11 protein-coding genes are annotated in these 11,738 nt (G+C 40.6%); 8 read left to right on the forward strand and 3 right to left on the reverse strand.

Features of this window, described 5'->3' with window-relative positions:
* Window positions 1–42: 42 nt before the first annotated feature.
* Window positions 43–726, forward strand: a complete 684-nt coding sequence (locus K331_RS0125520; RefSeq protein WP_028592471.1) for a hypothetical protein — start codon at window positions 43–45, stop codon at window positions 724–726.
* A gap of 455 nt (window positions 727–1,181) precedes the next feature.
* Here K331_RS0125520 and K331_RS0125525 read toward each other — a convergent pair whose 3' ends face one another.
* On the reverse strand, window positions 1,182–2,036 hold the full coding sequence (locus K331_RS0125525) for a helix-turn-helix transcriptional regulator (protein WP_028592472.1): 855 nt from the start codon (window positions 2,034–2,036) through the stop codon (window positions 1,182–1,184).
* Between the two features lie 195 nt (window positions 2,037–2,231).
* Between K331_RS0125525 and K331_RS0125530 the strand changes: the two genes are divergently transcribed.
* The 6 genes from K331_RS0125530 to K331_RS0125560 all read left to right on the forward strand — a co-directional run bounded on the left by K331_RS0125530 (window position 2,232) and on the right by K331_RS0125560 (window position 9,533).
* Window positions 2,232–2,795 (forward strand): NAD(P)H-dependent oxidoreductase, encoded by a 564-nt coding sequence (locus K331_RS0125530; RefSeq protein ID WP_025680467.1) that lies wholly within the window; start codon window positions 2,232–2,234, stop codon window positions 2,793–2,795.
* Between the two features lie 772 nt (window positions 2,796–3,567).
* Window positions 3,568–4,248: a hypothetical protein gene (locus tag K331_RS30580; protein ID WP_051290035.1), complete on the forward strand. Its 681-nt coding sequence runs from the start codon at window positions 3,568–3,570 to the stop codon at window positions 4,246–4,248.
* A gap of 288 nt (window positions 4,249–4,536) precedes the next feature.
* On the forward strand, window positions 4,537–5,430 hold the full coding sequence (locus tag K331_RS0125540) for a carbohydrate ABC transporter permease (protein ID WP_211237358.1): 894 nt from the start codon (window positions 4,537–4,539) through the stop codon (window positions 5,428–5,430).
* Window positions 5,430–6,305: a carbohydrate ABC transporter permease gene (locus K331_RS0125545; RefSeq protein WP_028592474.1), complete on the forward strand. Its 876-nt coding sequence runs from the start codon at window positions 5,430–5,432 to the stop codon at window positions 6,303–6,305. Before K331_RS0125540 ends, K331_RS0125545 begins: the two co-directional genes overlap by 1 nt.
* 35 nt (window positions 6,306–6,340) lie before the next feature.
* Complete coding sequence (locus K331_RS0125550) at window positions 6,341–7,681, forward strand: ABC transporter substrate-binding protein (protein WP_156897715.1); 1,341 nt, start codon at window positions 6,341–6,343, stop codon at window positions 7,679–7,681.
* 1,336 nt (window positions 7,682–9,017) lie between these two features.
* Window positions 9,018–9,533, forward strand: a complete 516-nt coding sequence (locus K331_RS0125560; protein WP_028592477.1) for a cysteine hydrolase family protein — start codon at window positions 9,018–9,020, stop codon at window positions 9,531–9,533.
* 146 nt (window positions 9,534–9,679) lie between these two features.
* Here K331_RS0125560 and K331_RS0125565 read toward each other — a convergent pair whose 3' ends face one another.
* Both K331_RS0125565 and K331_RS0125570 read right to left on the reverse strand, forming a co-directional pair.
* Complete coding sequence (locus K331_RS0125565) at window positions 9,680–10,534, reverse strand: RsiV family protein (RefSeq protein WP_028592478.1); 855 nt, start codon at window positions 10,532–10,534, stop codon at window positions 9,680–9,682.
* Window positions 10,527–11,024: a sigma-70 family RNA polymerase sigma factor gene (locus tag K331_RS0125570; protein ID WP_028592479.1), complete on the reverse strand. Its 498-nt coding sequence runs from the start codon at window positions 11,022–11,024 to the stop codon at window positions 10,527–10,529. Before K331_RS0125570 ends, K331_RS0125565 begins: the two co-directional genes overlap by 8 nt.
* 252 nt (window positions 11,025–11,276) lie before the next feature.
* On the opposite strand from K331_RS0125570, the gene K331_RS0125575 reads away from it, so the two are divergent.
* Entirely contained in the window at window positions 11,277–11,531 is a 255-nt protein-coding gene (locus tag K331_RS0125575) for a hypothetical protein (RefSeq protein ID WP_156897716.1), read from the forward strand.
* Window positions 11,532–11,738 lie beyond the last annotated feature (207 nt).

Here is an 11,738-nt window from a genome sequence, read left to right on the forward strand (position 1 = left end):
GAGTTTTGCTGTCCTGTTTCTTTATTTTGAGGAGGATTATTCATGAAAAGATCCAGTATTCAGCGTACAACAAAAAGCCTTTTGAATATGCGAGACCGTATTCGCTTTGATCTCCTATTTCAGCGCAACAGCGTGTGGAAGAATGATCGCCAGTCCTACTCGTGGATTCAGTCATACGGGATCGTTGTATCCCTAACATTCTTGTTTGGGATAACGGTGATGGTTACATTTGGGTCATTGATGGGAGGCAGCGTTGGGAGTCTAACCAAGGCAGATCGCAATCGGTATGTGGATGAGCAACTGATCTGGCAGTTCATTGCTCCGGCTTCCAAACACGACATTGATTTTGGAGGAGCAAGTTTGAATCAGTTCATATCAAACTTGGACGAGGTCCCAGCTCCAGTAACAGAACTAATTGAACACAAGATTGACTTTATGGACGCTGCATTCCGCAATTGGGATCATGCCCAACGTAAAGTGCTAAGAAAGGTTCATGTTGGTAGCTTATTTCAAGTGGTAGACTATGCTCTCGAAAATAGCTGGTCTGAAGATCAGTTTGGATCATGGGCAGAATCGTTCCTAATTGACCAATATTCCGTCGATAATCCATATGGTCAGCTTTGCCAAAAAGGAACTACTAACAAAGGATTTGTGGCTAAGCGCTTGGCTTTGATGTCGAAGGATATGGAGCAGTTTCCTTTGCAGATGGAATTGCCCAATCTATGATTTAGGGGGAGGTGATACGGAGGGGAGTAAGTCCATGGGATGTATGCGAATCTTTTTTTCTGCAAGATCAAGGGATTTACTACTATGGACAAAGTTTATGTTTGACTTGGTTTAAATAGCCACTAAATAGGGTAGCTGATCAGAAGAGTGTATTATGATAAGGACTGAATCAAATTCTTGAAAATTGTATCATTTGTAATGAAGAAAATGCGAAAGCATTTGGAGTAAAGATGTGCGTTGTCATAATTAGCGATAATGTTTTCGTAATTTATGAGAAATGTATGTTTATGCATAGTTATTCACCGATAACCCGTAATATAACTCTGGGCTAGAATAATGTTGTAGTTGGTGAGTTAAGTAACAACTACAACATAAAATTAAAAACAATTCAAAAAATTGCTATACGAAAAAAAGCACCGGCCGTCTATAGGCCGGTGTTTATACAACTTTGCCCCCTATTGCTTAACCGTCGTTTCCTCCGCGAGTTGGGCTAGGCGTTCAGCCGAGCCGTCCTGCAGATCTGGTGTATAAGCATGCAGGAACTGCCCGCTTCCGTTCTGAACTGGAAATACAAGCGTTGACAGGTTCAGCAATCCAGCCCGCGGATGCGTAATCGCTTGCGGGTGCTTGCTCGTGCAACGAACTTCGTAGTTCTCCCACATGGTTGCAAACTCGGGGCAGCTCTCCGCCATTTCCGCGATGAATTCCGGATACCAAGTATCTTCGAGATTCTGGCTGTACATCACGCGAAAGTGGCCAAGCAGAGATGCAGCCAAGTCTCCCCAGTCGATGAACATCGTTCTGTAGGACGACAGCATGAATATGCGCCAGATCATGTTGCGTTCGCGACTGTCGGCCGTGCCGAAAGGGCCGAACACGGAGAGAGCCAGATGATTCCAAGCCAGTACATTCATTTTTGCGTCAGTAATGTAAGCGGGGCAGAGCGGCATCTGATCCAATAAATAGTTCAGCGGAGAAGACACCGCCGGTTCCTCTTCCTTCGGAATGAAGGCGTTTTGGCGAGGGTTTGCAAGGAAATGGAGATGGTGATGCTCGTCTTGGTCAAGGCGAAGAACGCGGGCCAGACTGTCCAGCACCTGGTCGGAAACGTTGATATCACGTCCCTGCTCCAAAGAGGTATACCACGGCAGCGAAATCCCGGCAAGCGCTGAAACTTCTTCGCGCCTCAGTCCTTTCGTTCGTCTTCTCGTAAATTCGCTGTGCGGCAGGCCCGCTTCTTCCGGCGATAGCCGAAGCCGCCGCGTACGAAGAAAGTGCCCGAGTTCCTGACGGCGTTGATCGTCGCTCATAGCAGAATGCTCCTTTCAAGCTGATACTCTCAGTATCAGGATTGCGAAATATAGAATCGCGAATACCGTTAGGGGGAATAATGATATAAACACAGTTCTTCTTGGATGATCCGAATCGAGTTAGGATAAAGCCATCACTTATTATGCTTCAATTTTAACACATTCGCAAATCCAAAGGGATTAAAGGAGAAAATCATGAATAATATCTTGATTATTAACGGTCATCAGTTCTACCCCTATTCGCAAGGAAGATTGAATAAAACGTTGTTTGACGAGATGATTTCCAACTTGTCAGAAAAATACAACATAAAAACGACGGTTGTTCAAGACGGCTACGATATCAAAGAAGAACAAGAGAAATTCAAGTGGGCCGACACGATTATTTTTCAAACTCCAATTTACTGGTTCTCTTTACCTACGCTGTTCAAAAAGTATATCGATGAAGTCTATGAATATGGCGTGATGTTTCAAGGAGCCGAAAAGTATGGGCAAGGCGGCCTGTTGAAAGGGAAGAAGTACATGATCTCCACGACTTGGAATGCTCCGGAGAGCGAATATAACAACCCGGAAGGCTTCTTCAAAGGGCTGGATTTGGAAGGGACATTGGAGCACATTCACGCTACTCAACGTTTCGTTGGCATGGAGCCGTTGGAAAGTTTCAGCATTCACGATGTGATCACGAATCCGGATATCGAAAAACATATCGCCAAGCTTCGCGGACATTTGAATCAAGTTTTCGCACTTGAACTTAAAGTTTAAGGTCGGCATATACAAACGATTCTGATCGAATACAAACGCAAAAAGGCAACCTCTTCTCGATTCGAAGGGTTTGCCTTTTTTTCTATCGAACCACTAACTTACAACACACGTTAAAAGCGATACAAACAACCAGATAAGAGAATGATTCTGGCTAAATAAATATGAATGAAAATACATGAACTTGCAAGCAAAGGTTAAGATTCTACGATAGCAATAATCCGAGCTAAGCATACCCTTTGCGGATTAATCCTTCAACAAATAAGCAGTAGAAAGTTATGATGAAATTTCGCCCTTTAAAGGTTACGTTGAACCGTACCATAGGAAAGAAACATTGGTTACACTAACGGGAAACTTTAGCTTAATGATATCAAGGGATTTTATTGAATTTCAGCTGTCGGAGGACATAAAAACTGTTCATTTCCGAAACTCATTATTTTTATCGAGTGACAAGAACAAATTCCTTTTGAAGTCGCTGTTTTTAGCGGCTTTTTATTTTCGAACTTGTCCCAAGCCAAGGACAAAAGCATAGTCAGATTGCCGATTTTATAATACCTAAAGAAAGTGTAGATTACTTTGATGAGCTCCCAGTTGAATAAGTTCTACAACCTATTTCATTTTACTTTTGAAATTAGGTGAAACTATACTATCATGGAGAGAACATCAACGAAATTGATTATTGTTAAACAAATCTTAAGGTATTACCAGAACAGCTACAACGTCAGAGTTATTCTCGATTAAAGACAAGAGAAAGACAGAGGTAGACACGTTCAGCATGAAATCGGAGAAGTACTTTCAGAATATGTCTTGGTCGGAAAATAGCCAGTTTATAAGTTATCTCATTTTGGACACAGTTGCGACAAAAGAGAGTATCCTGCGAATCTATGATATATCATCTAATACAGCTCGATCCTACACATTGAACGACTTTAATAATGGTGACACGCTACTTGATGTTAAAGTATCCAATGATGTTCGACGTTCGTTGGTTAAGTTATATGACTCTACAGGCAAAGCAACGATTGTCCTTGGAAGACTGACTGATGGGAACTTTGAGTCGAAATATAGACGCCAAATTGCAAACTATCAGATGGTCTGGATCAGCAACGATCAGCTTGCTTTTCTCGGAAGGGACGGTAACCTGTACGAATACGATCAACGGAATGGTGAGCTTTCTGTCGTTCTGGAACGCGTGGCTGCATTTGAGTTTTCCGCAGACAAAAGGTTTATCGCATACAAATTGCAGGACGAAGACATCATTTATGTGGGCAAAATGCAAGGCAGAAATGTACTGTACAATGAGCCAGTGTATCACGGTATACTTCCTTTAAACATGAAATGGAGCCCCGATAATACAAGTTTGTTTATACAAGACTCTAAAATATATGCTAATCCAAATATTGTGCCTAATGATGTTTCAGTTGAAGAACCCGCGTTTATTATCGAATTCGAATAACCTAACTTCAGCCAGTCCCTTTTAGTACGAATGGTATTCGTATTAAAAGGGGCTTTCATTGTTCAGTTTTAAATCCTTGTATGCTTATGCAATGTAGCTGCAACTTCACTAATCCAATATAGAAGGGACATGTCGCTAAAGTGTGATCAAGTTGTAAACAGAATGTTACAACTGAACATCTGAATAATAACTGTTTACAAATCGTAATTATTACGATATTATGATTTTTGGTCTTTATCGTAATAATTACTGTTATTAAAGAGGTTTGAGCTTTTCAGGAGGATGGTTATGAGACAACGTGGGATGATCAGAAAAGATATCAATCGACGGATACATAAATGGAATGGTTGGCATTGGATCTTGCCAAGCCTAATTGGAGTAATGATTTTTTCGCTTATTCCGTTCGGTCTTGTTTTTTATTTCAGTAGTATTCGCAATATTTTCACCAAGCAGTTTGTCGGATTACAGAACTATGTAGATGTACTTACCAATGATGCATTCAGGTTAGCTGTTAAGAATACGCTGGTCTTCACAATAACTGCCATTCCGGCTTCGATGCTTATTGCTCTTTTATTGGCGGCGATATTGGATTGGGCCATTCCAGGGAAGAACTGGATTCGCGCATTTTTCTTAACACCGATGATGGTGCCGACCGCTTCCGTTGTATTGATCTGGCAAGCATTGTTCCATGACCGGGGTTACATTAACTCCATCTTGCAACTTGGTGGAGACCAGGTGCTTCATTGGCTCCATTCCGGGTACGGCATGGTTGTTATTGTACTGATATTCGTATGGAAAACGATGGGGTATAACATGATTTTGTTCACGGCCGGCCTTTCCAGCGTTCCAGAGAATCTTGTGGAAGCAGCCAGATTGGACGGCGCCTCGGAACGGTATATTTTTCTTCGTATTAAACTGCGATATTTATCACCAGTCATATTCTTCGTCGTGCTATACGCCGTGATCTGTTCATTCAAAATATTTCGTGAAGTGTACATGCTTGTGGGGAACTACCCTGCAGACGGTCTGTATATGTTGCAGAACTTTATTAACAACACCTTCCAAAGTGGAGCATATCCGAAGCTGTCCTCCGCAGCGGTGTGGCAAGCTACGGGTATGATCGTCGTCATCGGCTTATTGTTTGGACTGGAACGAAAATTCGGAAAGGAGGTTGAAGATTAATGAAGCGAAAACACACTCGGAATATCAAAAGAGTAGTCCTGTTTGCATGCCTGGGTTTCATGTCCATCTTATTTCTGATGCCGATGATCTTGACCATCAGCAGTTCCTTTATGACCGATCGTGAGATTACATATCACTACTATGCCATGTTGAATCCGGGAAGCAATAAAGAAAATGTGTCTGATGCTATCTCGCTGCCACTGATCCCCCAAAGTGCGACTATGCATCAGTATAGAGAGACCATTACAGATTCTACGTTTTTAAAACGGTTTTGGAATTCAGTGATTTTAGTCGTACCAATCACGATTATTCAGATCATTATTTCATTGTTTGCAGCGTATGGCTTTGCAAGGTTTAAAGGTAAAATCAAACGAATTGTATTTTTCTTCTTCGTCATTCTGATGTTGATGCCAAATCAAGTAATGCTGGTTCCCAACTATCTTATCGGCCAATCGATCGGAATAGATGGAAGTCGCTGGATGGTAATTTTGCCGGGGATTTTCTCCGTATTCCCGATCTATCTGCTTACTCGAACGATAAAACGGATTCCCCATTCGTATTTTGAAGCCGCGAAGCTGGATGGAGCAGGAGAATTGCAAGTCTTTCGCTATGTTGTCATTCCCTTATGCAAAAGCATGATCGTATCCGTACTGCTGCTTGTATTTATCGATTATTGGAATATGGTAGAACAGCCGCTGCTATTCTTGGAGCCAGAGCAGCAGCCGCTATCCTTGTTTCTCTCCAAAACGGGCAATCAACACTTAGGCCAGACGTTCGCAGCAGCAGTTTTATATATGATTCCACCCTTACTGCTGTTTCTATTTGGCAGAAAAGACTTGTCTAAAGGAATTTCGTACGCAGGAACCAAAGAGTAGTACACGACTAAACAAATTGAAAGTAGGCAAAGTAAATGAAAAAAATAGCTTCACTACTATTAATTACGATGATCATGGTTGCAACAACCGTCGCATGTTCGTCCTCTCAAAATGCAGAAGAAAAAGGTCCACAGACACTAACCATGGCGACTTGGCATGCAAGTGATGGTCTGTCCAAAGCAGTAGAGGGATTTAATGCATCTCAAAATAAATACCGGATTGAAGTTAAAGATTACGGACAATATGATAATTTAGAAAGTGATGATCCGGAAGATTATATTAAAGGGCAAACCATGCTGAATGTGGATATCGCTGCAGGAAATATTCCGGATATTATTAATCTACATGGCATAGACCGAACAGTTTATGCGAAAAATGGTGCATTTATGAATTTATACGATTTTATCAAATCGGATGAGAAATATAGTGAGCAGGCATTCTTAACGAATTATTTGCAAGCCAATGAAGTGGACGGTGAACTCTATTGGATTTCTCCAACGTTTTTTGTTGACAGTCTATTCGCTAATGCCAAATTAACCAGTGGAAAGACCAAGTGGAGTATGGAAGAATTCCTGAAAGTCATCCAAACTGTACACGAAGATCATATCGAAATTATGGAACATCAAAGTCCTACTGAATTTATGACATTTGTTGGCGCTGGGAATCAATTCATGAATCAAGTTAAAGAAACCGTTCGTTATGATAATCCCGTATTTGCTCAATTGTTGGACTTTTCAGCAAAACTAAATGAACACTCGCATGGCCATGATCACGGGCATTCACATGATGATATATCACCAGACGAAGATGCCAAGAAGTTTCAGAGTGGTCAGCGATTACTGGCGAGAGGAACCTTTGGTGATTTCTATGAATATTTAAGTTATTTTGCACTCTATGGCGAACAGTCTGCGACAATGATTGGTTATCCAACCTTGGACGGAAGCAGTGGAACTTATTTTGGCATGGGACATGATCTATATGCTATCAGTGCAGCTTCCAAAGCTTCAGAAGGCGCATGGGAATATATCAAATTTGCACTGGGTATCGATTTAGATCAAGTAGATCAAGTACCACAGTTCTCTGTCGTCTTGGATCAGTTGGAAGACCAGATTCAAAAGAGAGTGGAAACCTATACGGATGGACAGTATACCCGGCGAGATGGAGTTCAGCTCCATCTGAAAAAGCCTGATCAAAAAGATGTCGATGAATTTATGTCAACGCTTAAGAATATTGAATCATTTGCCAATTATGAATCTATGTTCTCTAAAGAAGTCTATACCCTGTATGATGACTTCTATGCAGGCACCAAAACATCAGCTGAGGTTGCCCAGCTTCTACAGGATAAATACACGCTGTTCTTCAAAGAAAATCAATAACCGGCTAAATCACTTTAAACTATGGAGAGGATTTTTTTAAAGGTCCCTCCATAGTTTTTTTATTTTCGGCTCCATACCTGTAAGCAAATGATTACGTTTTCTGATAGCAAGGAGTATACAGGATGAAATATCATTTGTTCATCCGCAGTTTTAAGAAAAGCAGGTGTTATCCTGAAATGAACAGCACAAAAAAGGAGTTCTTTAATGTATGAATATTTGTATACTTATTTTATTGAGGGAAAGCGAATAAGATTTAATGAGGAACCTTATGTTGCCGAAAGTTCGTATTTTTGTAGATAGTATTTCAGATGTCCCTCAGGATTGAACTGACGTACCCTAAGCTGATTCATACTAGTGTGCGATATCGCTCAGCAGAATAGCCTCTGTAGGTAGTCTGACGTCCAAACAGATCATCGGAAACATGATAGAGTCGAACCAGATGTTTATAGGACAGCAGCTCAGGTACCGACTCATCAGTGAACACACGATATTTAAAGGCTGCTTTCTTAAATTTATGTGTATCTGGTTCCTCAAAGGAGGAGGAAAATGTCACAGGACAAGAACATTGTGTCATTTCGGATTAGGTAGTTATCTAACCAGGCTGGATTCTAAGCAGCTATATAGCTTCGCGGTGCGAGCCAAGGATTCGGCTGGTAACCTCTCAGAGTTCAGTAACACGGTTACAAGCGGAATATCGAAGAACTATAAGTACCGTTATGATACTGATGGCAGACTTCTCTATGTGGAGAAGGATGGTCAGGTCATCCTTCAATATGAATATGATTCGAATGGGAATCTACTAAGAAGGTTATGAGGGCGAAGGAGAAATACAATTTATAAGGCATCTCTCTATGGTGATAAGTATGTAATAAGAATCTGGGATGGATATTTTGATGAAATAATGAGGGAAATACAGCCCGAGGAAAACGGTTGGACAGGTATGGCTTATTACTACAATGTTGACGAGCCTTGGTGGGATATATTGTCCAACTCATGGATATTAAACGAATCTGTATGGATTGCTGATGAGTAGTAAGCAATGTAATTTTCTAGTGTAGTTTTGTGGTTTACAAACCCAATAGTAGGTCATACAATACAACCAACAAACCAAACACTAAACATTTCAAACACCTGATAAACTTCCCAAAGCTCTTTCCCGCTTGAACCATGAGTAGGAATGAGCTTTTTTGTGTGTGGATTACAAACGAAGGGATTAAACGACATACTTTCAATTTCTCAAAATTTCTTTTGATCAGTATTAGAATACTGCCATACTGTTGTCAATAATTGAATAGTATGATGGAAATCAAACAAGCCAATACGAGGAGGAAGCCTAATGGTGAAGAAAGCTTTGGTAATAATAGATATTCAAAACGACATAACAAAGAATTACAAGGAAATAATTGATAATATCAATAGAGCAATAAAATGGGCAGTGGATAAGGATATTCATGTGATCTACGTTAGGCATGAAAACTTATCAGACGGCACGAGGACTTTTAAACCCCATACTCGCGGATCTGAATTAGCTCCAGATTTAAACATGGTATCCGAAAATATATTTACAAAATACAAAGGAAACGCATTGAGCAGTGAAGAGTTCACAGGCTTTATTAGCAAAAATCAAATAAGTGACTTCTACATAACAGGAGCAGATGCTGCTGCTTGTGTGAAATCAACCTGCTACAACTTACGCAAAGCAAATTATAGCGTTAATGTATTATCAGATTGCATTACAAGCTATGATAAAAGGAAGATTGACGAAATGCTGTGCTATTATGAAAGTAAAGGAAGTAAAATCATTAGTTTAAATGACTTGGTACCTAATTACATCTTTGAAGAAACTACCTAGGGCTCTTTTATGTTAAGGCACCTTAATGAATGATAGCGCTCGGTTATCATAAAAAACTCTGCTAGCGATAGCCAGCAGAGTTCGTAAGGTGTGTCCTACATGCATAAAGTTGTTCTCAGTCACTTCATATAAATAAATCCTAAGCTTTATTTCGTAATTTCAAAATCTTGAATTCCCAACGGGGGAGGAGATATTTCACCCTTGTCAAAGGATATCACCACGTTGCCAGCTTCGTTAATATAGAATTTTAGACTATCTACCGTCTCTTTGAGTTCCCTACCTGTCACATTATAGACCCAATCAGGATTGGCTTGAACTCGCTGCTCCATCTGCTTTTGTATGCTATCCGTAATGATATCTGCATAGTTTTCGCCCAGCATACCAGACAGCGTTATATCCTTGCCCGTTTTTAGATCAATGTTGAAGAAGGTCTGATAGGTATAAGAGGTTACAGCGGAATCAATATTATTGACTACAAAAGAAAGTGTATCCTCGTTGTTGGATTTTATATCATACGTAATGATGATATGAAAAGGAGCGATATTATCTTTTGTGCTGCCTGCCGCTAACTGATCATCAATGATTTGCTTTCCACGCAGCTTGGCATTTTCTACAATATAGTCAATTTTGTTCTGGATCTGTCCATTTACTCGTTTCTCTAATTCTGTATTCCCCGTGTTTCGGATAGATGGCATCTCAACTTGAATATCATAAGTGGTATCAGATACCTGGTATTCTTTGAAAGTAAACACGCGAGCAATGTCGCCCACTACTGGAATCTCATAAGTAGCCATGGCAAAGGCGGGACTTGTATTCAGCAAAATGACACAGGTTGCAAATACAGATCCGACTCCAACCAGTACAGGCTTATACCATGTAATGTGTCTGCGTCTGTTCTTTACAGAATCTGTTTGGTTGACAGCACGTTGAACCATGTGGTTATAGGACGAAGGGGGCTCAATCGTGTCATATATTTTTTTAGCTTGTTCTAATTTATTCAAATTCGTCACTCCCTATCGAAATTTTCAAAAGTTTAAGTGCTTTGTATAAGCGGGATTTAACTGTATTCAAATTGCTATTTGTAATGGAAGAAATCTCTGCCAATTTCATTTCCTCGTAATACCGCAGAATTACTACTGTACGCAGTTTTGGTTCCAGTTCATATACAGCCTGAAACATCGAATAGCTTTCTGAGACATCTTTATCCTCATAGCTGATATTTTCAATTTGGTCGTCATTTAACAAGTAGCGTTTGTTTTTTTGAGAAAAGCTGAGGCCTTCATTGATCAGGATCCGATAGAACCATGTTTTAACATATTCCGGATTATTAAGCGTATTTACTTTTGCGATTGCCTTACATATAGCCTCCTGGACTACATCCGCAGCGTCGTTGCTATTTTTGGTATAGCTATAAGCTATCCGGTAAAATTTATTCTGTTCTCTTAAAATACAATCCTTGAGTAAATCAAGGTTGTCCTCTCTTCTTTGCAAGGAATGGATACCTCCTACTACCCCACAGCGGGTGAAATTTTTTTCCCTTTGCTTTATTAGACACAACAGACAAAAGAAAAGTTTATAGGGGTTAATTTTTAATTGTATTTTCCTTAGTATGATGCCAATTCACGCTTGTTCAGACCACGATCATGTCTGGCTTTCTTTATTTTCTCTCCAAAGTATTCTCATGCATTTCATCATAGCGCCCAAGGTGCTAACTAAACGGTTTTCCATGTGGACGGTTGCTGAGTGAAGACGCGCATGGCGAGGTCTGTAGCTGCAGTCCAGCCAGAATCGCGCAATTTCGATTGCGGATCTTTGGGCCCTGCGGGACTGGATCGAAGTGCAGGTAAAAGTACCACGTACGAAGGAGTGACGCAAGGAAACACAGCCCCCTCATCCAACGATATGAGACATGATCGCATCTTGAAGATGACACGGACGGTAGCGGAGCTGGCCGAAGAGGAGAAGATTGGAATACTGAAAATTTATATCCTGCTATAGGTTAAATTCTAGATTGGCTATATGTATATCATCGAAAATTTCAGACAAATAAAACTGCGACACATATAAATAACCAGTCGAAGGAATTAAATCCGCCGACTGGTTATTTATAGACGGATTGTCAAGCCAAGTGCGACAGTTCCTCTGAAAAGGATTCGTGAGCGGTTCTCCACCCCAAGCATTTTCGTGGTCTGAGATTAATCAAGC

The organism is Paenibacillus massiliensis subsp. panacisoli DSM 21345 (assembly GCF_000426545.1).
In the GTDB taxonomy this organism is placed as follows: domain Bacteria; phylum Bacillota; class Bacilli; order Paenibacillales; family Paenibacillaceae; genus Paenibacillus; species Paenibacillus panacisoli.

What these genes read in the sequence shown, in the direction of transcription:
- K331_RS0125520 (WP_028592471.1), top strand. Translation starts at nt 43, where the DNA reads ATGAAAAGATCCAGTATTCAGCGTACAACAAAAAGCCTTTTGAATATG.
- K331_RS0125545 (WP_028592474.1), top strand. Translation starts at nt 5,430, where the DNA reads ATGAAGCGAAAACACACTCGGAATATCAAAAGAGTAGTCCTGTTTGCA.
- K331_RS0125540 (WP_211237358.1), top strand. Translation starts at nt 4,537, where the DNA reads ATGAGACAACGTGGGATGATCAGAAAAGATATCAATCGACGGATACAT.
- K331_RS0125550 (WP_156897715.1), top strand. Translation starts at nt 6,341, where the DNA reads ATGAAAAAAATAGCTTCACTACTATTAATTACGATGATCATGGTTGCA.
- K331_RS0125525 (WP_028592472.1), bottom strand. Translation starts at nt 2,036, where the DNA reads ATGAGCGACGATCAACGCCGTCAGGAACTCGGGCACTTTCTTCGTACG.
- K331_RS0125530 (WP_025680467.1), top strand. Translation starts at nt 2,232, where the DNA reads ATGAATAATATCTTGATTATTAACGGTCATCAGTTCTACCCCTATTCG.
- K331_RS0125560 (WP_028592477.1), top strand. Translation starts at nt 9,018, where the DNA reads ATGGTGAAGAAAGCTTTGGTAATAATAGATATTCAAAACGACATAACA.
- K331_RS30580 (WP_051290035.1), top strand. Translation starts at nt 3,568, where the DNA reads ATGAAATCGGAGAAGTACTTTCAGAATATGTCTTGGTCGGAAAATAGC.